Raw genomic sequence first — 22,661 nt, 5'->3', positions numbered from 1 at the left:
CGTGCGAAAGGCCTGCAGGCTCAGGCCGCGGCCTGGGGTGCTGCGGCTGCCGCTTGCTTGATCAGGCGCAGGACCGTGGGCGAAGCCTGTGCGCCGACGCTCTTCCAGTACGCCAGGCGGTCCTGGGCGATGCGGATGCTTTCTTCGTTTTCCTTCGCGGTCGGGTTGTAGAAACCCAGACGCTCGATGAAACGGCCATCGCGGCGAACGCGCTTGTCCGACACGACGATGTTGAAGAACGGACGGCCTTTCGAGCCGCCGCGGGAGAGTCGAATGACGACCATGATTTATCCTTGGGTGGTGCAGCGAGCCTGAATGCCCGCCCACAGAGTTCTTTCAGCGTCGAGACACGCGACATGGCCACCCGGCCAGCGACACGCTGAAAAGCCTGCGATTATAGCCCGAACCGCTTTTACAGAATTCGGCCCCCTGCGTCTCCCGCTCTCCACCTGCATGACCCTCACCATTCGACCCAGCCGCGACGAGGACGTCGCGGCCATCACCGCGATCTACGCGCACCACGTGCTGAACGGCACCGGCACCTTCGAGACCGAGCCGCCCCCGGCTGCCGACATGGCGGCGCGGCGCGCCGACGTGCTCGGCAAGAACCTGCCCTACCTCGTCGCCGAAGAGGCCGGCGAAGTGCTGGGCTTTGCCTACTGCAACTGGTTCAAGCCGCGCCCCGCCTACCGCTTCTCGGCCGAAGACTCGATCTACCTGGCCGAAGCCGCACGCGGTCGCGGGCTCGGCAGCCGCTTGCTGGCGGCGTTGTCGGAGGCCGCCGAAGCCGCGGGCATCCGCAAGCTCATCGCGGTGATCGGCGATTCTGCCAATGCCGGCTCTGTCGGCGTGCATCGCGCCCAGGGCTTCACGCACGTCGGCGTGCTCAAGGACTGCGGCTGGAAATTCGGCGAATGGCGCGACGTGGTGCTGATGGAGAAGGTGCTCGGCGAAGGCAGCACCACCCGACCCGAATGAAAAACAAGACGACTGCCGCCTGGCTCTCCTTCCTGGGGGGCCCCTTCGGGCTGCACCGCTTCTACCTGCGCGGATTCGGCGACTGGCTCGGATGGCTGCTGCCCATTCCGACCACGCTCGGCCTCTATGGCATGGAGCGCGTGCGCATGTACGGCGTGGACGACGGCTGGAGCTGGGTGCTGATTCCGATGCTGGGCTTCACCATCGCGGGCTGTGCGCTCATGGCCATCGTCTATGGCCTCATGGCGCCCGAGAAGTGGAATGCCCGCTTCAACGCCGGCGCGCCGGCCGACGCCGAACCGGGCCGCACGAACTGGGCCACGATCGGCGCCGTGGTGCTGGCGCTGTTCTTCGGCACCACGGTGCTCATGTCGAGCATCGTGTTCAGCTTCCAGCGCTACTTCGAGCACCAGATCGAAGAGGGCCGGAAGATTTCGCAGTAGCCCCGCCCGCCGGCCGGGGCCTCAGAAGATCTGCCAGCTCACCCAGTAGGCGATCGCGGCGACGAAGGCCGAGGCCGGGATCGTGAAGATCCAGGCCCAGACGATGTTGCCCGCCACGCCCCAGCGCACGGCACTTGCGCGCTGGGTCGCGCCCACGCCGACGATCGCGCCGGTGATGGTGTGGGTGGTCGACACCGGAATGCCGAGCGCGGTCGCCAGGAACAGCGTGATCGCGCCGCCTGTCTCGGCGCAGAAGCCGCCCACGGGCTTGAGCTTGGTGATCTTCTGGCCCATGGTCTTCACGATGCGCCAGCCGCCGAACATGGTGCCCAGCGCAATGGCGGCGTAGCAGCTCACGACCACCCAGCCGGGCGGCGCGCTCTCGGTCGCCGAGTGGTAGCCGGTCGCGATCAGCAGCATCCAGATGATGCCGATGGTCTTCTGCGCATCGTTGCCGCCGTGGCCCAGGCTGTAGGCTCCGGCCGAGACCAGCTGCAATCGCCGGAACCAGCGGTCCACGCGCGACGGCGTGGCGCGCCGGAAGCCCCAGGCCACCACCACCATCATCAGGGTGCCGAGCAGGAAGCCGAGCACCGGCGACACGAAGATGAAGGCCAGGGTCTTCCAGATGCCCGAGGCCACGAGGCCGCCGGTCCCGGTCTTGGCGATCACCGCGCCGACAATGCCGCCGATCAGCGCGTGCGACGAGCTGCTCGGAATGCCGTAATACCAGGTAACGAGGTTCCAGCTGATGGCGCCGATGAGTGCGCCGAAGACGACATGCACGTCCACCACGCCCGGCTGGGCGATCCCCTTGCCCACCGTCGCGGCCACGCTCAGGTGGAACACGAAGATGGCAATCAGGTTGAAGAACGCCGCGAACACCACCGCCTGCCCCGGCTTGAGCACGCCGGTGGACACCACCGTCGCGATCGAGTTGGCGGCGTCGTGGAAGCCGTTCATGAAGTCGAACAGGATCGCAAGCGCGACCAGCACTATCACCACCCAGAGGGCGACCTGCATCGTTTCCATCGGTAGCCGCCGCTCAGGAATTCTCGAGGACGATGCCCTCGATCACATTGGCCACGTCCTCGCATTTGTCGGTGATCGTCTCGAGCAGCTCGTAGATGGCCTTGAGCTTGATCACCTCGCGCACATCGGGCTCCTCGCGGAACAGCTTGCTCATGGCGCTGCGCATCACGCGGTCGGCATCCGACTCGAGGCGGTCGATCTCCTCGCAGGTCTTGAGCGTGGCCTCGGCCACCGCCGGATCGGCGATCTTGCTCAGAAACTTGACGGCATCCTTCAGGCGGTCGCAGCACTTCACGCACAAGGCCGTGAGCCGCACGATCTCTTCGGTCATGTGGCGCACGTCGTACAGCGCCATGGTCTCGGCCGAGTCCTGGATCAGGTCGGCCACGTCGTCCATCGTGTTGATGAGCTTGTGGATCTGCTCGCGGTCGATGGGCGTGATGAAGGTCTTGTGGATCAGCCGATTGACGTCGTGCGTCACACGGTCGGCCGCGCGCTCGGCGTTGTCGACGTCACGGTTGTACTGCTCGCGCAGGTGCACGTCGCTGTAGTTGGCCACGAGTTGCTCGAACGCGCGCGCCGCTTCGACGATGCGCTCGGCGTGCTGGTTGAACATCTCGAAAAAATTCCCCTCGCGGGGCAGCAGCTTGCCGAACATGGCGCTCTCCTGGGTTCGCGTCTGCCACAGGCATGTGACAGCGTTATGAAAAACCATAGGAGTGTAATGGGCGATCAAGCCCCCCCGGCGATCGGGGGCCCGGCTCCGCCGCTTCAGTCGCGGATGCGCTCGACCACTTGCGAGGAAACGCGCGCCAAGGCTGCGCGCGGCACCTTGTCGGGCGCGATCTCGGCAAGCGGCTTGAGCACGAAGGCGCGGTCGCGCATGCGCGGATGCGGCAGGCTCAGCGCGGGCGCGTCCTTGACCGTGTTGCCGTGCATCAGGAGGTCGAGGTCGAGCGTGCGCGGCGCATTGGGGAACGGCCGCTCGCGCCCGGCCTGGGTCTCGAGCAGTTGCAACTCGGCCAGGAAGGCCTCGGCCGTGAGGCCGGTGCGCACCGCCACCACGGCGTTGATGTAATCGGGCCCTTCTGCATCGATCGGCGCACTGCGGTAGAGCGACGACCGCGCCGTGACCTGGGTCCGTTCGATGCCGGCGATCGCGTCCATGGCCACCGTCACGGCCGCCTGGGCGTCGCCGAGGTTGGCTCCGATGGCCACGAAGGCCTGCACGGTCGGGTAGTCCTCGCGCGGGCGGCGGGCGGCGGGCGCCGGCCTGGGCGCCGCCTTGCCTGCCGGCCGCGGACGCGACGGCGCGCGCTTGTCGTTCGCCCGCGCGGGGCCAGGGGGCTTGCCGCCCTTCGGCTGGGAAGGCCGCGTCATTCGGATGCGGCGCCTGCGCCGCCTTCACTGCCGGCCGCGCCATCGGTGCGGGGCTTGCGGCGGCGCCGGCGCTTGCGCGGCGTCGTGGGGTCGCCACCGCCTTCGCCGGACGGCGCGACGGTTTCGGCCTCGAGCACCTCGTCGGGCTGCGGCTCGCGCCCTTCCTCGCGCTGGCGCCCGGCGGGCTCCGCGCGCGGCTTCGGTGCCACAGGGTCGCGCGTGCGCACGCGCTGGCGGGTCTTCTGCTCCTCGCGCACCTGCTCTAGCAGGTCCTGCCGGCGCACGTCGTCGGCGGTGCTGAACTCCTGCCACCACTCGGCGATTGCTTCGCCGATCTCGCCCACGTCGGCGCGCAGGCGCATGAAGTCGAAGGCAGCGCGAAAGCGCGCCTGCTCGACCAGGCTATAGGGCGTGGAGCCGGTGCGTTTGTCGAAGCGCGGCTGCATCATCCAGATCTCGCGCATGTCGGCCGCGAGCTTGCCACGGCCGGACACGTCGCCGATGCGGGCGTTGAACACATCGTCGATCGCATCCTGCAGCGCCGGGAACGGCGGCTGCGGCCGATGCCCGCGCTGGCCCTCGATGCGCTGGGACCAGCCATCGCGCACGTCGGCCCACAGCACGCAGGCCAGCAGGAAGCTGGGCGCGACGGGCTTGCCCTCGCCAACGCGACGGTCGGTGTCCAGAAGCGCCGCCTGCACGAAGGGCTGGTCGGCGCGCTCCACCACCACGTCGAGCAGCGGATAAATGCCCTTGGCCAGGCCGAGCTTGCGCAGTTGCTCGACGGTGGCGATCGCATGGCCGGTCTGCAGCAGCTTGAGCATCTCGTCGAACAGGCGGCTCTGCGGCACGTCGGCCAGGAGCCGGCTCGATTCGACCAGCGGCGCGGCCGTCTTGGTCTCCATCTTGAAGCCGAGCGCCGCGAGCTTGGCCGAGAAGCGGATCGCGCGGATGATGCGCACCGGATCCTCGCGGTAGCGCGTGGCCGGGTCGCCGATCATGCGCAGCGTGAGCTTCTGGGCGTCGCGAATGCCGTTGTGGTAGTCGACCACGACCTGGTTGGCCGGGTCGTAGTACATGGCGTTGACGGTGAAGTCGCGGCGCGCCGCGTCTTCTTCCTGCGGGCCCCACACGTTGTCGCGCAGCACGCGGCCGCTCGCATCCACCGCATGCGTCATGCTCGCGAGCTCGCCCTTGCTGGTGCGCTCGTTGCCGGTCACCTGCCCGGCCGCGGCGCTGTCCATGTAGGCGCGGAAGGTCGAGACCTCGATCACCTCGTGCTCGCGGCCGCGCCCGTACACGACGTGCACGATGCGGAAGCGCCGCCCGATGATGAAGGCGCGGCGAAAGAGCGACTTGACCTGTTCGGGCGTGGCATTGGTGGCCACGTCGAAATCTTTCGGGCGCAGGCCGAGCAGCAGGTCGCGCACCGCGCCGCCCACCACATAGGCCTCGTAGCCCGCCTGCTGCAGCGTGGTGACGACGTTCTTCGCACGTTCGTCGACCAGGGCCGGGTCGATCTTGTGAACCTCCGCCGATACCTCCTGACGCTTGCCGAAGCGGCTCTTGCCCTGTGCGCCGCCGGGCGATTTGCCGAGCAGCTTGTCGATGAATTTCTTGATCATTGTTGGTTGAGGCTCTTCTTATTCGTTTTCGAGCATGGATCGAATCAGGGGAATGGTGATCGCGCGCTGCGTCTGCAGCGCATAGCCGTCGAGCTGGTTCAGCAGCTCCATCAGGCTGCCGAGGTCGCGGCTGAAGCGGTGCAGCATGTAGTCGAGCACGTCGTCCGACAGCATCACGCCGCGCGTGTCGGCCGCCTGGCGCAGCACCGCGCGGCGTTCGCTTTCGCTCAGCACTTGCAGGTGGAACACATGGCCCCACCCGAGGCGCGTGCGCAGGTCCTCGCGCAGCGGCAGGTCGGCCGGCGGCAATGCGCCAGCGGCCACCACACCGCGCTGCAGGGTCTGCGCATTGACGAACCAGTTGAAGGCCGCGTGCTGCTGCACCGCGGTGTAGAGGTGCACGTCGTCAAGGAGCACCGCGCCCCAGCGCTCGTCGAACTCGGGCGGCTCGAGCAGGCCGGCATGCAGCCAGCCCACGCTCGCGCCCTGCTCGCGCAGTGCGACGCGCACCGATTCGAGCAGATGGCTCTTGCCACTGGCGCTTTCGCCCCACAGGTAGGTCGGCACCGGCGAGTGCGGCACGGGGCCGCCGGCGCCGCCCGCCCATACTTGAAGGTGGCGCAGCGCCGCCTCGTTGGGGCCGGCAAAAAAGGCGTCGAAGCTGGGGCCCGTCGCAATGCCGATATCGAGCGCGAGCTGTTTCATCCCGGGAAGGTTCATGGAGGGGGCCGCTGGGACCCTTAAAATCAACAGGAATTCTATCGGCCCGGCCGCTTCGGTTGCCGGCGCCTCCACCGCCCGCCTGCTTTTCGGCCCATCGTTTCGCCTTTTCCGACACCGTCCGACCATGACTTCCCCCACGCCCACCCCGCTCAGCTACAAGGACGCAGGCGTCGACATCGATGCCGGCGACGCCCTGATCGACCGGATCAAGCCGCTCGCAAAAAAGACCCTGCGCGAAGGCGTGCTGGCCGGCATCGGCGGCTTCGGCGCGCTGTTCGAGGTGCCCAAGCGCTACAAGGAGCCGGTGCTGGTGAGCGGCACCGACGGCGTGGGCACCAAGCTCAAGCTGGCGTTCGAATGGAACATGCACGACACGGTCGGCATCGACCTGGTGGCCATGAGCGTGAACGACGTGCTGGTGCAAGGAGCCGAGCCGCTGTTCTTCCTCGACTACTTCGCCTGCGGCAAGCTCGACGTGGACACGGCCGCGGCCGTGATCGGCGGCATCGCCCGCGGCTGCGAACTCTCGGGCTGCGCGCTGATCGGCGGCGAAACGGCCGAGATGCCCGGCATGTACCCGGCCGGCGAATACGATCTGGCCGGCTTCGCCGTTGGCGCGGTCGAGAAATCGAAGATCCTCACGGGCCTCAACGTGAAGCCCGGCGACGTGGTGCTCGGCCTCGCCTCGGCTGGCGTGCATTCCAACGGTTTCAGCCTGGTGCGCAAGGTGATCGAGCGCGCGGGCGCCGAACTGCCCGCCACGCTCGACGGCATGCCCTTCCGCGAAGCGGTCATGGCGCCCACGCACCTTTACGTGAAGCCCGTGCTCGAGGCCCTGATGAAGCATCCGATCAAGGCGCTGGCCCACATCACGGGCGGCGGCCTGCTCGAGAACATCCCGCGCGTGCTGCCCGAAGGCATGGCCGCGCACCTGAAGAAGGGCAGCTGGCCCCAGACCGAACTCTTCGCCTGGCTGCAGAAGGTGGCCGGCATCGACGACATCGAAATGAACCGCACCTTCAACAACGGCATTGGCATGGTGGTGGTGATCGACGCGGCCGAGGCCGCAGCCTGCGCCGACACGCTGCGCGCGGCCGGCGAAACGGTGCACGAGATCGGCACCATCGCCGAACGCGGCGAAGGCGCGGCCGTGGTGGTGGCCTGAGGCCCGCGGCTTCCGGTACGACGCGCAGCCCTCGCCACGGATGACCAAGCCGCTGCCCGCCACACCCCTCGCCACCCCGCCTGCGCGCACCGCGTCGCGCCAGGTGGTGGTCGCGAGCTATCTGCTGATGCTCGCGGGCCTGCTGCTCGTGATGTGGCAGCACCTGCTGCCGGGCCTGCTGTGCGTCTGCATCGGGTTTCTCGCCACGCGCTGGTTCACCCGGCTCATCGCGCCCCAGCTGGCCCGCCTCGGCGTGCTTCGCGGCCGCGGCGAAGGGCTGGCGCGTGTTCTCTCGGTCATCCTGGTGCTGCTGGCGCCGGTAGGGCTGCTCTCGCTGGGCTTTTCCGAGGCGCGCGAATATGTCATCGATGCGCCCGACCAGTACCGCGAACTTGTCGACTACACCGCGCGCACCGTGCTCGAGCTGCGCCAGAAGCTGCCGCCCGAGATCGCCGTCTACCTGCCCGAGGGTGCGGCCGAGATCCAGCGCATGGCGGCCAACTACATGCGCACGCAGGCCGGCGCGCTTGCACTCACGGGCCGCGCCTGGCTCGGCGCCCTGCTCTTCGCCTATGTTGGCCTGGTCATCGGCGCGCTCGCAGCGGTGGCGGTGCAGAACCGGGAGCGGCCGCCGCTCGCGGCCGAACTGCACCGGCGCATCAGCATGTTTGGCGAGGCCTTCGGCCAGATCGTCGCGGCCCAGTTCTGGATCGCGGCGTTCAACACGCTGCTGACCGCGATCTTCCTGCTGTTCCTGATGCCGCTCTGGGGCCCGCTGCTGCCCTACACGCCGGCGCTGATCACGCTCACCTTCGTGGCCGGGCTGGTGCCAATCGTCGGCAACCTGGTGTGCAACACGGTCATCACGCTGGTGGCGCTGTCGGTATCGCCGATCACCGCGCTTGCCTGCCTGATCTTCCTGATCGTCATCCACAAGGCCGAGTACGTGATCAATGCCAAGGTGGTCGGACGCCGCACGCAGATGAGCGTGTGGGAGCTGCTCGCGGTGATGTTCGTGGCCGAGGCGGTGTTCGGGCCGGCCGGACTGGTGGCGGCGCCGCTGTTCTACGCCTACCTCAAGAAAGAGCTGCAGGCGGCGGGGCTGGTCTAGGGCGTGCGCTCTTCCGGCTCTTGATGTCCTGATCTGATCGATTCCGGTCCGCTTCGGCACGGACCCTGCGCTGGCGGCGCCCAAGAATAGACGGCATCATTCACTCCGCCCGTGCGAGCACTCCACCCATGAGATCCTGTCTGATTGTGATCGACGTCCAGGAATCGTTTCGGCACCGGCCGTACTGGTCCGCCGGCGGCCTGCCGTCGTACCTCGCGGCGCAGAACGCGCTCATCGAGGGCTGCGCCGACGCGGGCGTGCCGATCGTTCGCGTGTTCCACATCGACGCGCCCGCAGTGCCCGACAACCCGTTCGCGCTTGAATCGGGTTTCGTGCGCCCGATCGAAGGCCTGGCGCCGTTCGAGGCGGCCGCCACCTTCACCAAGCACCGCCACAGCGCGCTGGTTGGAAGCGGGCTCGAGGTCTGGCTCACGCAGCACGGCATCGGCCGGCTGATCGTCAGCGGCATCCGCACCGAGCAATGCTGCGAGACCACCACGCGCCACGCCTCCGACCTGGGCTGGGAGGTCGATTTCGTGGCCGAGGCCACGCTGACCTTCGACATGGTGCAGCCCGATGGCCGGCCGCTCGCCGCGGCCGACATCCGTGCTCGCACGGCCACGGTGCTTCACGAGCGCTTCGCGACGGTCTGCAGCGTGGCGCAGGCGCTCGAGCGCGCGGGCGCCGTAGAGGCCGCCGCGGCGCGGTAGACGGACGACCGATGGCTCCGCAGCACACAGCGCCGCCCATCCGCGTCGTGTTCGCGCTGCTTCCGGACAGCCTCGTGCTCGACTGGGCCGGGCCCGCCGAAGCGCTGCGCATCGCCAACCAGCGGCTGGGCGCCGCGGGACGGCCGGCACGCTTCGAGATCGAATTCGCGAGTCCGCGGCCTACCGCCATCGGCTCGGTCGGCATCGCGCTCGCCGATCTCGCACCGCTGCCGACAGCGTGGAACGGGCCAGCCTGGGTGGTGCTGGTCGGGCTGCCGGGCGATGCGATCCCGATCGACAGCGCCGAGGCGCAGGACCTGCTGCACTGGCTGCGCGGGCTGCGCTTCGAACGCGGCGGGCTAGAGCTGATCACGATCTGCGCCGGCGCGCTGCTGGCCGCGCATGCCGGTGCGCTCGCGGGCCGGCGCGTGACCACCCACCACCATCACCTCGACGAACTGCGCGCAGCCGAGCCGCGCTGCGAAGTGGTGGCCAACCGCGTGTTCGTGCTCGATCCACCGGTCTACAGCAGCGCGGGCGTGACCACCGGCATCGACCTGATGCTGCACCGCATCGGCGACGTCTGCGGCGAAGCGCTGGCTGCACAGGTGGCGCAGACGATGGTGGTGGCGCAACGGCGCGGTCCGCACGATCCCGAGCTGTCGCCGTTTCTGGCCTACCGCAACCACCTGCATGCCGCGCTGCACCGCGTGCAGGACGCGGTGAGCGAGCAGCCGCAGGCCGACTGGAGCGTGCCGCGCATGGCCGAAGTGGCGCACACCTCGGCGCGGCACCTGACGCGGCTGTTCGTCGAGCATGGGGGCGTCGCGCCACTGGCCTACCTGCGGCGGCTGCGGCTCGCGGCGGCGCAGCTCGCGCTGGCCTCGGGGGCGAGCGTGACGCGGGCCGCGGAGATCTCGGGCTTCGGCTCCGACACCCAATTGCGGCGCGCCTGGCACCAGTTCGGCCTGCCGGGCTCGCCCTCGGCGTCGCGTCACTGAGGCAGGCACGCCCGCGCACGCGCCAACAGCAGTGCGCGTTCGCGCGTGTTGCGCGTGAGCGAGGCGGCGCGGTCGAACTCCCTGCGCGCTTCGTCGTGGCGGCCAAGCTTGAACAGCAGGTCGCCGCGCACCGTCGGCAGCAGGTGATACCCCTGCAGGGCCGTTTCTCCGACGAGCGCATCCACCACCTCGAGCGCTGCGGCCGGCCCGAAGGCCATCGACAGCGCCACCGCGCGGTTGAGCTCGACCACGGGCGACGGCGACAGCTGGGCCAGCGCGTCGTAGAGCGCGGCGATGCGCGGCCAGTCGGTATCGGCCGCGCCGCGGGCGCGCGCGTGGCAGGCGGCGATCGCGGCCTGCAGCGCATAGGGCCCGAGAGCGCCGCCCAGCGCTTCGGCGCGCGCCAGCCCGGCCAGGCCGCGGCGAATCAGCATCTGGTCCCAGCGCGCGCGGTTCTGTTCGAGCAGCAGCACAGGCTCCCCCGAGGCGCCCACACGCGCGGCCGTGCGCGAGGCCTGGATCTCCATCAGCGCGACCAGGCCGTGCACCTCGGCCTCCCCGGGCATCAGCCCGGCCACGATGCGGCCCAGGCGCATCGCTTCGTCGCAGAGCGCGGGCCGCATCCAGTCGTCGCCGGCCGTGGCCGAATAGCCTTCGTTGAAGACCAGGTAGAGCACTTCGAGCACCGACGCGAGCCTCGCCGCGAGCTCATGCCGGCGCGGCACCTCGAAAGGCACGCGCGCCTCGCGCAGCGTGCGCTTGGCGCGCACGATGCGCTGCGCGATGGTGGCTTCGGGCACGAGGAAGGCACGGGCGATCTCGTCGGTGGCGAGGCCGCCGACCAGGCGCAGCGTGAGCGCCACGCGCGCCTCGGTCGACAGCACCGGGTGGCAGGCGGTGAACACCAGCCGCAGCAGGTCGTCGCCGATGTCGTCGTCGATCGCCGCATCGCGCGCCTCGGCGAAGTCGGCCTGCGCGATCGCGTGTTGGGCGTCGAGCTCGCGACCGATCTCGGGCGCCTTGCGCTCGACCAGCTGGCCGTGGCGCAGTTGGTCCAGCGCCCGGTTCTTGGCGACGGCCGTGAGCCACGCCGCGGGGTTGTCGGGCACGCCGGCCGCGGGCCATTGCTCGAGTGCCGAAACCAGCGCGTCCTGGGCCAGTTCCTCGGCGCGGCCCACGTCGCGCACCATGCGCGCGACGGTGGCCACGATCTTCGCCGACTCGATGCGCCACACCGCCTCGATGCTGCGGTGGATGGCGGCCGTGGCGGAGGCGCTCACTGGGGCTTCTTCAGCGTCTGCATCGACGCGAAATCGCTCGTCCTGGCCTGCACGTCGGGCGGATAGTCGGCCACTTCCTGGATCTGGCGCACCTCGATGACCTCGTTCTCGGCGCCGGGGCAGCGCGTGGCCCATTCGATGGCGTCGGCGCGCGTGGGCACGTCGATGATCCAGAATCCGCCGAGCACTTCCTTGGCTTCTGCGAAAGGGCCGTCGACGACCTTGGGCTTGCGGCCCGGAAAGCTCACGCGCGCACCCATCGAAGGCGGGTGCAGGCCGTCGCAGCTGATCAGCACGCCGGCCTGCTGCATCGACTCGTTGTAGGCCATCATGGCCGACACCGCATCGATGTCGTCGGGTACGGTGCCGGGCGCGGCCGTCTCGTAGCCGTGGGGAATCATCAGCAGCATGAATCGCATGGCGGGTCTCCTTTATTGCGGGGCGGTCAGTGGGCGGCCTTGGTCTGGGCGCGCAGGCGGTCTTCCTGCGCGACCAGTTCGGGCGTCATCGCCTCGCCGAAATCGGCGGCTTCGAACACCTGGCGGATCTCGATCTCGCCCTCCTCGAAGGGGCTGCGCTTGATCCACTCGATCGCCTCTTCCTTCGACTTGACCTGCAGCAGCCAGAAGCCCGCGAGCAGCTCCTTCGTCTCGGTGAAGGGGCCGTCGATGACGGTGCGCTTCGTGCCTTCGCAGCGCACGCGCACACCCTTCGACGAGGGATGCAGCCCTTCGCCGGCAAGCAGCACGCCGGCGTTGACCAGCGCCTCGTTGAACTTGCCCATGGCGGTGAGCAACTCGGTGCTCGGCATCACGCCGGCTTCGGAATCCTTGCTGGCCTTGACCAGAACCATGAATCGCATGTCGTTTCTCCTGGAGGGTGGATGAAGAAAGAAACGGCGCGGAAAAAACACCTGCGCCTGTTCACACGTCGCGCAGCGTGCCGCCGGATCGACACGCGGGCGACTGACAATTTGTAAATTAGTGCTTCAACGTCGAACCGGCCGGGCGCAGTGCCACCCCCGCGCGCGCTCACAGATAGCCGCAGAAGCGCAGCACATGTCCGTCGGGTTCCCGCACCGCGAACTCGCGCAGGCCCCAGGGCTGCGACACCGGCGGCTCGACCACGGTGACGCCGCGCCGGAGGTAGGCGGCATGCAGGCCGTCGATGTCCTTGCCGACGTGGATCACGATCTCGCCGCGCCAGGGCGGCGCGTCGCGCGTGCTGCACTGCCACAGGCGCAGGTAGACCGGGTCGCCATGGCTGCCGTCACCCTTCTTGACCCTGGCATAGCTCGGCGGTTCGCCCGCGATGAAGTCGAGCTCGAAGCCCAGCACGTCGCAGAACCAGCGCGCCGCGCGCGTGACGTCGGACACCGGCAGCACCGGCTGCAAGCCGTGGAACTGATGCAGCGTCCCGAGGTCGGCCGCGGGCGCGACGCCGGGCCTCGCGGGGGTCATCGGTTCGACGCGCGGCGCAGCGCGGCCACGCGCTCGGCAATGTCGTCGACATCGAGCGCATCTTCGGCATGCGTGAGGTAGGTTTCGAGGTCGCGCACGGCCGCCGCGGTGTTGCCCTGCTCGGCATGGGCGATGCCGCGGTCGCGGTACTCGCCCCAGGCATTCGGCAGCAGCGCGATGAGGCGGTCCTGCACGGGAATGGCGCGCTGCCAGTCCTCTTGCGCGCGGTGCACTTCCTTGAGGTTGCGCAGCATGCGCGCAATGATCTCGCGCGAGCTCGCGGGCTGCAGGTAGAGGCCCAGAGGCACGTCGAAATCGCCCACAAGGCCGTTGCTGCGTTTGTAGGGCTCGAGCCGCTCGCTGAGTTCCTCGCGCGAGAGCGACTTGCCGCTGAAGGGATCGATCACCACCTGCCCCTTCGGCAGCGTCACCTTGACCATGAAGTGGCCCGGAAACCCGACGCCGCGTGCCTGCAGTCCGAGCCCCTGCGCCAGCTCCATCCAGAGCACCGCGAGCGAGATGGGGATGCCGCGGCGCGTGCGCAGCACGGCATTGAGGTAGCTGTTGTCGGGGTCGTAGTAGTCGTTGACGTTGCCGCCGAAGCTCAGGTCGCTGAAGAAGAACTGGTTGAGTGCGCGCAGCCGTGCCAGCGGCGCGGCGTCGCCCGGCAGCCGGCGCTTCAGGCGCGCGAGCAATTGGTCGACGTCGCCAAGCACCTGCTGCACGTCGAGGTCAGGGTATTCGTCCTGCGCCAGGCTGGCGGCAGCCTCGAGCAGCGGGAAATGGTCGTCGCTCTGCACCAGCGACTCGAAATACGCGAGGGCGGTGGGAACCTGAAAGCTGAACGTCATGTGTCTTTGTAGAGGAGCGCCAGGGGTGCGTCAAGGCGGTGTTTTCAGCTTGCGCCAGTCGCGGTGGCCGCGGGCCTTCAGCGCCGCAGGAAGCTGCGCAGCCGCACGCCCACGGCCGCGAGCACGCCGAAATACAACAGCCCCGCGCCCGCGATCAGCGCCGCCAGCCAGCCGATGCGCAACAGCCGCTGCTCGCGCAAGGCGATCCAGTCGACATGCTGTGCGCCCCAGGCCAGCACGGCGGCCAGTACCAGCGTGCCGGCGGCCACCTGCAGCACGAACCGGCCCCAGCCGGGCGCCGGCTGGTAGTTGCCGCGGCGCACCAGCCCGACCAGCAGCCAGACCGCATTGACCAGCGCGCCGATCGCGATGGTCAGCGTCAGCGCCGCATGCTGGAGCACCGGCACCAGCACGAGGTTGAGAAGTTGGATCAGCACCAGCACCGACACCGCGATGATCACCGGCGTGCGCATGTCGTGCTTGGCGTAGTAGCCCGGCGCCAGCACCTTGATCGCCACGATGCCGACGAGCCCCACGCCGTAGCCCATCAGCGCCATCGTGGTGCGCCGGACGTCCTCGCCGCTGTAGGCGCCGTTGTGGAACAGCACCGCCACCAGCGGCTGCGAAAAGAGCAGCAGCGCCACCGCGCAGGGCGCCGAAAGCAGCACCACGAGCCGCAGGCCCCAATCGAGCAGGGCCGAATAGCGCGCGTCGTCCTTGGCCGCGCGCGCGCCCGCCAGCTGCGGCATCAGCACCACGCCGAGCGCCACGCCGAGCATCGCTGTGGGAAATTCCATCAGGCGGTCGGCATTGGCGATCCAGGTCACGCTGCCGACCGCGAGGTGCGACGCAATCTGCGTATTGATGAGCAGCGAGATCTGCGCCACGCTGACGCCCAGCAGCGCCGGCGCCATGAGCTTGGCCACCTTGCGCGTGGTGGGGTCGCGCCAGGCCGCGCGCAGCGCGCCCAGGCTCGCGCCGATGCGCGGCGCGAGCCCGAGCTTGCGCAGTGCCGGCACCTGCAGCGCCAGCTGCAGCACGCCGCCGACCAGCACGCCGGCGCACTGCGCATAGATCGGCTCGATGCCCCAGCGCCGGAACAGCGGCGCGCCGACCACGATCGCAAGGATCAGCGACAGATTGAGCAGCACCGGCGACGCGGCCGGCACCGCGAACCTGCGCCAGGTATTGAGCACCCCCCCGGCCAGCGCCACGAGCGACATGAAGCCGATGTAGGGGAACATCCAGCGCGTCATCACCACGGCCGCGTCGAAGCCCGGCAGGCCGCTGGCCATGGCCCACACCAACCAGGGTGCGCCGACGACGCCCGCCACGCACACCACCACCAGCGCCCAGGTCAGGAGCGTCGCGACATGGTCGATCAGCGCCTTGGCGCCCTCCTCGCCGGCCTCGGTCTTGTGCGCGGCCAGCACGGGCACAAAGGCCTGGCTGAAGGCGCCCTCGCCGAACACCCGCCGGAACAGGTTGGGAATGCGGAATGCGACATTGAAAGCGTCGGTCAGCGCGCTGACGCCGAAGACCGAGGCAAAAAGCACGTCGCGCACGAGGCCCGTGATCCGCGAGGCGAGCGTCAGCAGGGATACGGTGGAGGCGGATTTGAGCAGGGACACGGGGCGAGTGTAGGGCCCGGAAAGCCCCGATTCGGCCGAAAACGCAACCCGGCCTATAATGGAGGGCTTTGCTGCATCATCCTCAGACACCTAAGGAACCAAAACCATGGCATCCGCCAAGCCCAAGAAAAAGAACCCGCGCCTCGCGTCGGGCCGTAAGCGCGTCCGTCAGGACACCAAGCTCAACGCTGCGAACACCTCGCTGCGCTCCAAATACCGCACCGCCGTGAAGAATGTCGAGAAGGCCGTGCTGGCCGGCGACAAGACCAAGGCGAGCGAACTCTTCGCGAAGGCCCAGAGCATCGTCGACGCCATCGCCGACAAGGGCATCTTCCACAAGAACAAGGCTGCCCGCGACAAGAGCCGCCTGTCGGCGAAGGTCAAGGCCCTCGCCCTCGCGCCTGAAAAGGCCGCCGCCTGACACCTGTCAGGCAAGCCCGGACTGAAATGTTTCAGTCCGCCGTTTGATCGGGGTGCGCTGCAGCAAAGTGTAAAAAACCGCCTTCGGGCGGTTTTTTCATGGGCGATGGATTCGCGAGGGCGGCGGCTCAGGCCTTGGGCGGCACTTCGGGTACGTCGGGCACCAGACAGGCCTCGGCCACCTGCAGGTCGTTGTCGCGCGCGAAGTTCACGCAGAAGTCCCATGCCATGGGCTCCGCGTCGCGCAGCGCCCTGTTCACCACCACGCATTTGACCCCGTTGATCGTGGTGGGAACACACCAGGGCGAATAGCTCAGATGGCTCCCCGGGTAGGCCCCTCCGGGGCGGAAGGAGCACATCACACCGGCCAGCCGCTCGGCCCAGTCGCTGGGGCGAAAAGTCCGGCCATCGCGCGTGATGCCCTGGATGAAGATTTCTTTGGCAGTGGGGGAAATCATCGTTGAAAGAGGCGACCGAAGCAGGTGCTGCGGTGCAGCATGCAATTGTATCCGCGCCCTTTTGGCGGCCATGGCCGGGGGCATTGCTGTGATGCGGAATCGTCAACGAAGCCGTCGTACCACCCGCCTAGAATTCCCCTTCCCTTTCTGGAGAACCGAATGAGCGCCACCGCCGAGCCCACCTCGCCCCACGTCATGAACACCTACGGTCGACTGCCGATCGCGCTGTCGCACGGCCAGGGCTGCCGAGTCTGGGACACCGCGGGCAAGGCCTACCTCGACGGTCTCGGCGGCATCGCCGTCAACACGCTGGGCCACAACCACCCCGAGCTGGTGCCCGCGCTGCAGGACCAGATCGCCAAGCTGATCCACAGCTCCAACTACTACCACGTGCCGGGCCAGGAGCAGCTCGCGGCCAAGCTGGTCGAACTCTCGGGCCTGACCAACGCCTTCTTCTGCTGCACCGGCCTCGAGGCCAACGAGGCCGCGCTGAAGCTCGCGCGCAAGTTCGGCCACGACAAGGGCATCGAGCGCCCCGAGATCGTGGTCTACGAGGCCGCCTTCCACGGCCGCAGCATCGCCACGCTGTCTGCCACCGGCAATCCGAAGGTGCAGGCCGGCTTCGGCCCGCTGGTCGAGGGCTTCATCCGCGTGCCGCTCAACGACATCGATGCCCTCAAGAAGGCCACCGAAGGCAACCCGAACGTGGTGGCGGTGTTCTTCGAGACCATCCAGGGCGAAGGCGGCATCAACCCGATGCGCCTCGACTACCTCAAGCAGGTACGGGCGCTCTGCGACGAGCGCGACTGGCTCATGATGATCGACGAGGTGCAGTGCGGCATGGGCCGCACGGGCAAGTGGTTCGCGCACCAGTGGGCGGACATCAAACCTGATGTGATGCCGCTCGCCAAGGGGCTGGGCTCGGGCGTGCCGATCGGCGCCGTGGTGGCCGGCCCCAAAGCCGCCAACATCTTTGCGCCCGGCAACCATGGCACCACCTTCGGCGGCAATCCGCTCGCGATGCGTGCGGGCATCGAGACCATCCGCATCATGGAAGAGCACAAGCTGCTCGAGAATGCCGCCACCGTGGGCGCGCACCTGAAGGCCGCGCTCGAGCGCGAGCTTGGCGGGCTGGCGGGCGTGAAGGACATCCGCGGCCAGGGCCTGATGCTCGGCATCGAGCTCGACCGGCCCTGCGGCGTGATTCTGAACCGCGCCTGCGACGCCGGCCTGCTGTTGAGCGTGACCGCCGACCGCGTGATCCGCCTCGTGCCACCGCTCATCCTGAGCATTGCCGAGGCCGACGAGATCGTGGCCATCCTCGCGCCCATCGTGAAGAACTTCCTTTCGGAACCTGCCGCGCAATGACGACCGCCGCCACCACGCCCAACGCCATCCGCCACTACCTGCAGTTCTCGGACCTCACGGCCGACGAATACACCTACCTGTTCGACCGCATGGCGGTCATCAAGCAGAAGTTCAAGACCTACGAGAAGCACCAGCCGCTGACCGACCGCACGCTGGCGATGATCTTCGAGAAGGCTTCCACACGCACCCGCGTGAGCTTCGAGGCCGGCATGTACCAGCTCGGCGGCAGCGTGGTGCACCTGACCACCGGCGACAGCCAGCTCGGCCGCGCCGAACCGATCGAAGACAGCGCCAAGGTCATCAGCCGCATGGTCGACCTGGTGATGATCCGCACCTACGAGCAGGCCAAGATCGACACCTTCGCCGCGCATTCGCGCGTGCCCGTGATCAACGGCCTGACCAACGAGTTCCATCCCTGCCAGATCCTTGCGGACATCTTCACCTACATCGAGCACCGCGGTTCGATCCAGGGCAAGACCGTGGCCTGGGTCGGCGACGGCAACAACATGGCCAACACCTGGCTGCAGGCAGCCGAGATCCTCGGCTTCTCGGTGCACGTGAGCACGCCCAGCGGCTACGAGGTCGACCAGTCTATCGCCGGCATCCGCTCGGGCGACAGCTACAAGGTCTTCAAGGACCCGATGGAAGCCTGCCGCGGCGCCGACCTCGTGACCACCGACGTCTGGACCAGCATGGGTTACGAAGCCGAGAACGAGGCCCGCCGCAAGGCCTTTGCCGACTGGTGCGTCGACGAGGACATGATGCGCGCCGCCCAGCCCGACGCCCTCTTCATGCACTGCCTGCCCGCGCACCGTGGCGAAGAGGTGCAGGCCGAAGTCATCGACGGGCCGCAGTCGGTGGTGTGGGACGAGGCCGAGAACCGGCTCCATGCGCAGAAGGCGCTGATGGAGTTTCTGCTGCTGGGGCGGCTGTAAGTCCTGGCGCCTCGGGCCTGATCAAAACGCCCAGGCGCCCAGCTGGTAATAGTCGAAGCCGCTGCTGCGCCCGCCGAGACAGCCGGCGAGGAAATCTTCGGCGTGGCGGTACATGGCGAGGTTGTTGGGCCACTTCTGGTTGCCGTGGCCGTCGCCCCGGAAGCTGACGAACTCGACCTTCTTGCCGGCCGCGCGCAGCGCCGCCACCATGCGCTCCGATTGATCGAACTTCACGCGCGCATCGTTCACGCCATGCATGACGAGCAGCGGCGCGCGCACTTGGGCGACGTGATTGATCGGTGACTTGGCGTCCAACAGCTTGCGCTGCACAGGATCGGCCGGATCGCCCACATAGCGCTTCCACCAAGGCAGGTTGAGCGACCAGTAGGCGGGCGCGTTCTCGATCAGCCGCGAGAGGTCGGACATCCCCACCACGTCGACCGCGCAGGCAAAAGTCTCCGGCGTCATCGTGGCGCCCACGAGCGCCGAATAGCCGCCGTAGCTCGCGCCGTAGATCGCCACGCGCGCGGGATCGGCCACGCCCTCGGCCACGGCCCATCGCACGCCGTCGATGAGGTCGTCGTGCATCTTGCCCGCGAACTCGCCCACGGCCTTTTCCATGAACGCGCGGCCGTAGCCGGTGGAACCGCGGTAGTTGACCTGCAGCACCGCATAGCCGCGGTTGGCAAGAAACTGCTGGACGCTGTAGTTGCTCTGGTAGGTCCAGATATCGCGCGCCCAAGGCCCGCCGTGCACCAGCAGCACCATCGGCAGCGCGCGCGCCTGCGCGCCCGGCGGCAGCGTCAGGTAGCCATGGATCCGCAAGCCGTCACGCGCGGCGTAGTCGATCGGCCGCGTCGATGCCAGCGAGGCAGCGAGGCCGCTGGTGTTGTTTTCGCCGAGCAGCAGCGGCGCTGTGCCCGCATCGCGGTGCAGCAGGTAATGCTTCCAACCCTTGTCGGTTCCGACGCTGACCGTCATGGCGTGCTCGTCGTCGGCCATGCTGGTCACGTGCACCGCAGCCGGTGCGCCGCCCGCCAGCGGTTCGAGCCGCGCCGCCAGCGCGGTATCGAAGTACCTGGCGCGCGGGTAGCCCGGCATCGCATAGGCCGCGAGCGGCGCATGGCTGCGGCGACTGATGAGCACCTGCTCGACGTCGACCTCGCGCTCGGCGTGCACCACTTCCTCGGCGCCCGATTCGAGGTCGAGGCGCACCAAAGCGTCCTTGTCACGGCCGCGGCCCGAGACCGCCCACGCGATGTTCGTGCCGGGCACGAAGTCGGCGATCCACCAGTTCTCGCCCTTCTGCCAGCGCAACGTGGTGCGCCATCCATCGCCATCGGGCAGCTGCAGGTAGCGCGCGTCCCCGTCCAGCACCGAACGCGCGCGCAGGCGCCCCGCGCGGTCCACCACCCAAGAGGTGACGTTGCCCGGGTTCTGCGCCAGCAAGGTCCGCGCGCCGGTGGCGGGATCGATGCGGTAGAGGTCGAAGACCTTCTTGTCGCGCAGGTTGGAGATCACAAGGAGTTCGGCACTGCCGTCGACGCGTCGCACGATGCGCGAGCGGGTGCCCTTGAAGGGCGTCAGGTCGACGGGCTGCGAATCGGCGCGCATCAGGTCAACGGCCAGCACATGGGTGTCCTCGTCGCCTGTGCGATCGACCGTGAGGAAGAGAAAGCGACTGTCGCCCGACCAGACGATGCCTCGCGCGCGCACCGGGATCGCCCGCGTGTCGCCGCTGGCCAGCTTCTTCACCCAGACGGCCGGCTGCAACCCGCTGACGCCCTTCCATGCAAGAGACGCGCCGTCGGGCGACACGCGGTAGAGGCTCGTGCCCACGGTGTTCGCGACGAACTCACGCACGGGTATCAGCGGCGGCAGCGGCGCATCCTGCAGCGCCGGGTGCGTCGGCGCGATGGCGCAGCCGCCGAGCAGCACCGTCAGAAAAAGCGCGATCCACATTCTTGGCAGCGTCACGGGAATGCCTCCTTGTTGCAGGCCGGATTCTGAGCCGCCCGACCTTTGGCGATCCCAAAGGTGCGGGCGCCACAATGCGGCCATGCACCTCCTGCTCATCGAAGACGATCTCGACCTGGGGCGTGCGCTGCAGGCCACGCTCAAGGTCGAGCACTTCACGAGCGAGTGGGTGCGCCGCGCCGCCGATGCACCGCAGGCCGTCGATGCCGCGCGCGTCGACTGCGTGCTGCTCGACCTGAACCTGCCCGATGCCAGCGGCTTCGACCTGCTGCGGCGCTGGCGGCGCAGCGAAGTTCGCGTGCCGGTGATCGTGATCACCGCGCGCTCGGCCATCGACGACCGGCTGGCCGGCTTCGAAGGCGGTGCCGACGATTTCGTCATCAAGCCTTTCGACACCGCCGAATTGGTGGCGCGCATCCGCGCGGTGGTTCGGCGCAGCGCGCGGCAGGCGAGCGAAGACTGGACCGTGGGCGCCCTCGAAATCGAACCGGGCCGGCGCCAGGCCAGGCTGCACGGCACACCGCTGGCGCTCTCGCCGCGCGAATTCCAGCTGCTGCTCGAACTGGCGCGCGAACCGGGCGTCGTGGTGCCCAAGGACCGGCTGGCACAGCGCCTGGAGCCCTTGGGCGATCCGGTCGACTTTGCCGCGATCGAGGTGCATGTTTCGAACCTGCGCAAGAAGATCGGCACCGAACGCGTGCGCACGGTGCGCGGCGTGGGCTATCTGCTCGAGCCATGAGCGTTGCGCTTCGCAATTTGTGGCAGCGCGTGCGCGAGCCCTCGCTGGTGCGGCGCGGCACCGCGGCGACGCTGCTGGTCCTGCTGCTGATCTGGGCCGTGCTGCTGGGCTACATGTACCTCGAGAACCGCAGGTACTTGGCCGAGGCGCCCGGGCTGCAGCAGTTCGGCGACGCGCTGCTCGTCGCGCTCGACGAAACCCCGGACCCGGCCCAGGCGCGCATGGTGATGGCCGCCACCGAACGCTGGACTGCCATCCGCCGCACCCAGGACAGGCGCCTCGGCGGCATCGTGCTCTACGAACTGCGCGACCGCGGCGGCGCCCGCGTGTACGCGTCCGACGCGTGGCCGTGGGCAGCCGCTACACCGCCGGACGGCCGCTGGACCGAGCGCTACTGGCGCTACCACGGCACGAGTGCGCAGTGGCACCTGCAGATCCTCAACCCGCGCCGCACCCGCGGCGCATGGCTCGGCTACAACGCCCGCACCATCGCTCCCTACCTGCTGGTGGCGTTCCCTTTCGTGCTGCTCGCGGTGTGGCTCACGGTGCGCGCCAGCCTGCGGCCACTGCAGCAGCTGGCGCAGCGGATCGAAGCGCGTCCGGCCGACGACCTGAGCCCGGTCGGCGTGCCGGCGCACTACCGCGAACTCAGGCCGCTGGTGCAGGCGCTCGACACGCTGGTGTCGCGCCTGCGCGGCACGGTGGAGCGCGAGCGTGCATTCGTGCAGGACGCGGCCCACGAGATCCGCACGCCGCTGGCCGTCATCAGCGCGCAGGCCCATGTGCTGGCGCATGCGCGCGAGCCGGCAGAGCGCGCCACGGCCGAGGCGCAATTGAGCCAGGCCATCGCACGCGCCTCGCACCTGGCACGGCAACTGCTGGCACTCGCCGCGCTCGACCGCGCCGGTGCGCCGAGCGCCAGCCGCATCGACCTGGCGCACTGGCTGCGCACGCTGCTCGGGCCCGCCGCCCAGGCCGCGCTGCGCGAAGGCCGCGAACTCTCGCTGGACGCGCCCGACACGCTGCCCTGGAGGGTCGAGCTCGGCACGCTGGAGTCGATCGTGCAAAACCTGGTCGACAACGCGCTGCGCCACGGCGTGCCCGGCAGCATGGTGGCCGTTACCCTCTGCGATACCGGCGGCGAGCTGCAGCTCGACGTGCGCGACGATGGCCCCGGCATCGCAGCGGCCGAGCGCGACAGGGTCTTCGAGCGCTTCCACCGCGGCACCGAGCCGCGCGCGAACGGCGCCGGCCTCGGGCTCGCCATCGTCCGCCAGGCTGCCGCGCGCCTGGGCGGCAGCATCGAGATCTTGGAGGGGCTGCGGGGCCGCGGCGTTGGCTTTCGCGTGCGCCTGCCGCGGCCGGGCGGATAGC

The 22,661-nt window shown here is 68.8% G+C and carries 25 protein-coding genes; 11 read left to right on the top strand and 14 right to left on the bottom strand.

Annotated elements, in window-relative coordinates; all coding sequences use genetic code 11:
- Positions 1-20: 20 nt before the first annotated feature.
- Positions 21-284, bottom strand: a complete 264-nt coding sequence (rpsP, locus tag AC3A6J_RS09450; protein WP_307702207.1) for a 30S ribosomal protein S16 — start codon at positions 282-284, stop codon at positions 21-23.
- Between the two features lie 169 nt (positions 285-453).
- Between rpsP and AC3A6J_RS09445 the strand changes: the two genes are divergently transcribed.
- The gene (locus AC3A6J_RS09445) at positions 454-978 is read left to right on the top strand and encodes an N-acetyltransferase family protein (RefSeq protein ID WP_487859670.1); all 525 of its coding nucleotides are present in this window, start codon (positions 454-456) and stop codon (positions 976-978) included.
- Positions 975-1,421 carry a TM2 domain-containing protein gene (locus AC3A6J_RS09440; protein ID WP_487859669.1) on the top strand — a complete coding sequence of 149 codons (447 nt, stop codon included), beginning with the start codon at positions 975-977 and terminating at the stop codon, positions 1,419-1,421. Before AC3A6J_RS09445 ends, AC3A6J_RS09440 begins: the two co-directional genes overlap by 4 nt.
- Positions 1,422-1,442: 21 nt before the next feature.
- Here the strand turns inward: AC3A6J_RS09440 and AC3A6J_RS09435 are convergent, their stop codons facing one another.
- The 5 genes from AC3A6J_RS09435 to hda form a co-directional block, all read right to left on the bottom strand.
- Complete coding sequence (locus AC3A6J_RS09435) at positions 1,443-2,453, bottom strand: anion permease (RefSeq protein WP_487859668.1); 1,011 nt, start codon at positions 2,451-2,453, stop codon at positions 1,443-1,445.
- A 13-nt stretch (positions 2,454-2,466) separates the two neighbouring features.
- Positions 2,467-3,111, bottom strand: a complete 645-nt coding sequence (locus AC3A6J_RS09430) for a DUF47 domain-containing protein (protein ID WP_487859667.1) — start codon at positions 3,109-3,111, stop codon at positions 2,467-2,469.
- Positions 3,112-3,224: 113 nt separating this feature from the next.
- A complete protein-coding gene (gene folK / locus AC3A6J_RS09425; protein ID WP_487859666.1) occupies positions 3,225-3,833 on the bottom strand; it encodes a 2-amino-4-hydroxy-6-hydroxymethyldihydropteridine diphosphokinase in 609 nt (202 codons plus the stop codon).
- A complete protein-coding gene (pcnB, locus tag AC3A6J_RS09420) occupies positions 3,830-5,458 on the bottom strand; it encodes a polynucleotide adenylyltransferase PcnB (RefSeq protein WP_487859665.1) in 1,629 nt (542 codons plus the stop codon). The genes folK and pcnB overlap by 4 nt, the downstream gene beginning before the upstream one ends.
- An 18-nt stretch (positions 5,459-5,476) precedes the next feature.
- The gene (gene hda / locus AC3A6J_RS09415) at positions 5,477-6,163 is read right to left on the bottom strand and encodes a DnaA regulatory inactivator Hda (protein WP_487860046.1); all 687 of its coding nucleotides are present in this window, start codon (positions 6,161-6,163) and stop codon (positions 5,477-5,479) included.
- 142 nt (positions 6,164-6,305) lie between these two features.
- Here hda and purM point away from each other — a divergent pair, with 142 nt between their 5' ends.
- From purM to AC3A6J_RS09395, 4 genes are all read left to right on the top strand, one after another.
- Positions 6,306-7,346 carry a phosphoribosylformylglycinamidine cyclo-ligase gene (gene purM / locus AC3A6J_RS09410; RefSeq protein ID WP_487859664.1) on the top strand — a complete coding sequence of 347 codons (1,041 nt, stop codon included), beginning with the start codon at positions 6,306-6,308 and terminating at the stop codon, positions 7,344-7,346.
- Between the two features lie 40 nt (positions 7,347-7,386).
- A complete protein-coding gene (locus AC3A6J_RS09405; RefSeq protein ID WP_487859663.1) occupies positions 7,387-8,457 on the top strand; it encodes an AI-2E family transporter in 1,071 nt (356 codons plus the stop codon).
- 128 nt (positions 8,458-8,585) lie between these two features.
- Positions 8,586-9,167, top strand: a complete 582-nt coding sequence (locus AC3A6J_RS09400; protein WP_487859662.1) for an isochorismatase family protein — start codon at positions 8,586-8,588, stop codon at positions 9,165-9,167.
- Between the two features lie 11 nt (positions 9,168-9,178).
- Positions 9,179-10,168, top strand: a complete 990-nt coding sequence (locus tag AC3A6J_RS09395; RefSeq protein ID WP_487859661.1) for a GlxA family transcriptional regulator — start codon at positions 9,179-9,181, stop codon at positions 10,166-10,168.
- Here AC3A6J_RS09395 and AC3A6J_RS09390 read toward each other — a convergent pair.
- From AC3A6J_RS09390 to murJ, 6 genes are all read right to left on the bottom strand, one after another.
- Positions 10,162-11,448, bottom strand: coding sequence for an RNA polymerase sigma factor (locus AC3A6J_RS09390; RefSeq protein ID WP_487859660.1), 1,287 nt, complete (start codon positions 11,446-11,448; stop codon positions 10,162-10,164). The genes AC3A6J_RS09395 and AC3A6J_RS09390 overlap by 7 nt on opposite strands.
- Complete coding sequence (locus AC3A6J_RS09385; RefSeq protein WP_487859659.1) at positions 11,445-11,867, bottom strand: YciI family protein; 423 nt, start codon at positions 11,865-11,867, stop codon at positions 11,445-11,447. The genes AC3A6J_RS09390 and AC3A6J_RS09385 overlap by 4 nt, the downstream gene beginning before the upstream one ends.
- 26 nt (positions 11,868-11,893) lie before the next feature.
- On the bottom strand, positions 11,894-12,310 hold the full coding sequence (locus AC3A6J_RS09380) for a YciI family protein (RefSeq protein WP_487859658.1): 417 nt from the start codon (positions 12,308-12,310) through the stop codon (positions 11,894-11,896).
- A 169-nt stretch (positions 12,311-12,479) separates the two neighbouring features.
- Positions 12,480-12,908 carry a bleomycin resistance protein gene (locus tag AC3A6J_RS09375; RefSeq protein WP_487859657.1) on the bottom strand — a complete coding sequence of 143 codons (429 nt, stop codon included), beginning with the start codon at positions 12,906-12,908 and terminating at the stop codon, positions 12,480-12,482.
- A complete protein-coding gene (locus AC3A6J_RS09370) occupies positions 12,905-13,759 on the bottom strand; it encodes a SirB1 family protein (protein WP_487859656.1) in 855 nt (284 codons plus the stop codon). Before AC3A6J_RS09370 ends, AC3A6J_RS09375 begins: the two co-directional genes overlap by 4 nt.
- A 77-nt stretch (positions 13,760-13,836) precedes the next feature.
- Entirely contained in the window at positions 13,837-15,390 is a 1,554-nt protein-coding gene (gene murJ, locus AC3A6J_RS09365; RefSeq protein WP_487859655.1) for a murein biosynthesis integral membrane protein MurJ, read from the bottom strand.
- Between the two features lie 106 nt (positions 15,391-15,496).
- Between murJ and rpsT the strand changes: the two genes are divergently transcribed.
- Positions 15,497-15,811, top strand: coding sequence for a 30S ribosomal protein S20 (gene rpsT / locus AC3A6J_RS09360; RefSeq protein ID WP_295984544.1), 315 nt, complete (start codon positions 15,497-15,499; stop codon positions 15,809-15,811).
- Between the two features lie 127 nt (positions 15,812-15,938).
- On the opposite strand, the gene AC3A6J_RS09355 is transcribed toward rpsT, so the two are convergent.
- Entirely contained in the window at positions 15,939-16,268 is a 330-nt protein-coding gene (locus AC3A6J_RS09355) for a DUF3579 domain-containing protein (RefSeq protein WP_487859654.1), read from the bottom strand.
- 159 nt (positions 16,269-16,427) lie between these two features.
- Here AC3A6J_RS09355 and AC3A6J_RS09350 point away from each other — a divergent pair, with 159 nt between their 5' ends.
- Positions 16,428-17,636, top strand: a complete 1,209-nt coding sequence (locus tag AC3A6J_RS09350) for an acetylornithine/succinylornithine family transaminase (protein ID WP_487859653.1) — start codon at positions 16,428-16,430, stop codon at positions 17,634-17,636.
- Entirely contained in the window at positions 17,633-18,571 is a 939-nt protein-coding gene (gene argF, locus AC3A6J_RS09345; protein ID WP_487859652.1) for an ornithine carbamoyltransferase, read from the top strand. The genes AC3A6J_RS09350 and argF overlap by 4 nt, the downstream gene beginning before the upstream one ends.
- 21 nt (positions 18,572-18,592) lie before the next feature.
- Here the strand turns inward: argF and AC3A6J_RS09340 are convergent, their stop codons facing one another.
- Positions 18,593-20,548 (bottom strand): S9 family peptidase, encoded by a 1,956-nt coding sequence (locus tag AC3A6J_RS09340; RefSeq protein WP_487859651.1) that lies wholly within the window; start codon positions 20,546-20,548, stop codon positions 18,593-18,595.
- Between the two features lie 82 nt (positions 20,549-20,630).
- Between AC3A6J_RS09340 and AC3A6J_RS09335 the strand changes: the two genes are divergently transcribed.
- Positions 20,631-21,287 (top strand): response regulator, encoded by a 657-nt coding sequence (locus AC3A6J_RS09335; protein ID WP_487859650.1) that lies wholly within the window; start codon positions 20,631-20,633, stop codon positions 21,285-21,287.
- A complete protein-coding gene (locus AC3A6J_RS09330; RefSeq protein WP_487859649.1) occupies positions 21,284-22,660 on the top strand; it encodes a sensor histidine kinase in 1,377 nt (458 codons plus the stop codon). The genes AC3A6J_RS09335 and AC3A6J_RS09330 overlap by 4 nt, the downstream gene beginning before the upstream one ends.
- Position 22,661: the final 1 nt, after the last annotated feature.

It is taken from the genome of Variovorax sp. Soil_C_39, from assembly GCF_057656815.1.
Note: the sequence above shows the minus strand (reverse complement) of the source record. Positions and strands in the feature narration are given on the sequence as shown.

Bases quoted from the DNA above. Each gene is read 5' to 3' on its own strand.
- rpsP (WP_307702207.1), bottom strand. From the start codon at position 284: ATGGTCGTCATTCGACTCTCCCGCGGCGGCTCGAAAGGCCGTCCGTTC.
- AC3A6J_RS09445 (WP_487859670.1), top strand. From the start codon at position 454: ATGACCCTCACCATTCGACCCAGCCGCGACGAGGACGTCGCGGCCATC.
- AC3A6J_RS09440 (WP_487859669.1), top strand. From the start codon at position 975: ATGAAAAACAAGACGACTGCCGCCTGGCTCTCCTTCCTGGGGGGCCCC.
- AC3A6J_RS09435 (WP_487859668.1), bottom strand. From the start codon at position 2,453: ATGGAAACGATGCAGGTCGCCCTCTGGGTGGTGATAGTGCTGGTCGCG.
- AC3A6J_RS09430 (WP_487859667.1), bottom strand. From the start codon at position 3,111: ATGTTCGGCAAGCTGCTGCCCCGCGAGGGGAATTTTTTCGAGATGTTC.
- folK (WP_487859666.1), bottom strand. From the start codon at position 3,833: ATGACGCGGCCTTCCCAGCCGAAGGGCGGCAAGCCCCCTGGCCCCGCG.
- pcnB (WP_487859665.1), bottom strand. From the start codon at position 5,458: ATGATCAAGAAATTCATCGACAAGCTGCTCGGCAAATCGCCCGGCGGC.
- hda (WP_487860046.1), bottom strand. From the start codon at position 6,163: ATGAAACAGCTCGCGCTCGATATCGGCATTGCGACGGGCCCCAGCTTC.
- purM (WP_487859664.1), top strand. From the start codon at position 6,306: ATGACTTCCCCCACGCCCACCCCGCTCAGCTACAAGGACGCAGGCGTC.
- AC3A6J_RS09405 (WP_487859663.1), top strand. From the start codon at position 7,387: ATGACCAAGCCGCTGCCCGCCACACCCCTCGCCACCCCGCCTGCGCGC.
- AC3A6J_RS09400 (WP_487859662.1), top strand. From the start codon at position 8,586: ATGAGATCCTGTCTGATTGTGATCGACGTCCAGGAATCGTTTCGGCAC.
- AC3A6J_RS09395 (WP_487859661.1), top strand. From the start codon at position 9,179: ATGGCTCCGCAGCACACAGCGCCGCCCATCCGCGTCGTGTTCGCGCTG.
- AC3A6J_RS09385 (WP_487859659.1), bottom strand. From the start codon at position 11,867: ATGCGATTCATGCTGCTGATGATTCCCCACGGCTACGAGACGGCCGCG.
- AC3A6J_RS09380 (WP_487859658.1), bottom strand. From the start codon at position 12,310: ATGCGATTCATGGTTCTGGTCAAGGCCAGCAAGGATTCCGAAGCCGGC.
- AC3A6J_RS09375 (WP_487859657.1), bottom strand. From the start codon at position 12,908: ATGACCCCCGCGAGGCCCGGCGTCGCGCCCGCGGCCGACCTCGGGACG.
- AC3A6J_RS09370 (WP_487859656.1), bottom strand. From the start codon at position 13,759: ATGACGTTCAGCTTTCAGGTTCCCACCGCCCTCGCGTATTTCGAGTCG.
- rpsT (WP_295984544.1), top strand. From the start codon at position 15,497: ATGGCATCCGCCAAGCCCAAGAAAAAGAACCCGCGCCTCGCGTCGGGC.
- AC3A6J_RS09355 (WP_487859654.1), bottom strand. From the start codon at position 16,268: ATGATTTCCCCCACTGCCAAAGAAATCTTCATCCAGGGCATCACGCGC.
- AC3A6J_RS09350 (WP_487859653.1), top strand. From the start codon at position 16,428: ATGAGCGCCACCGCCGAGCCCACCTCGCCCCACGTCATGAACACCTAC.
- argF (WP_487859652.1), top strand. From the start codon at position 17,633: ATGACGACCGCCGCCACCACGCCCAACGCCATCCGCCACTACCTGCAG.
- AC3A6J_RS09335 (WP_487859650.1), top strand. From the start codon at position 20,631: ATGCACCTCCTGCTCATCGAAGACGATCTCGACCTGGGGCGTGCGCTG.
- AC3A6J_RS09330 (WP_487859649.1), top strand. From the start codon at position 21,284: ATGAGCGTTGCGCTTCGCAATTTGTGGCAGCGCGTGCGCGAGCCCTCG.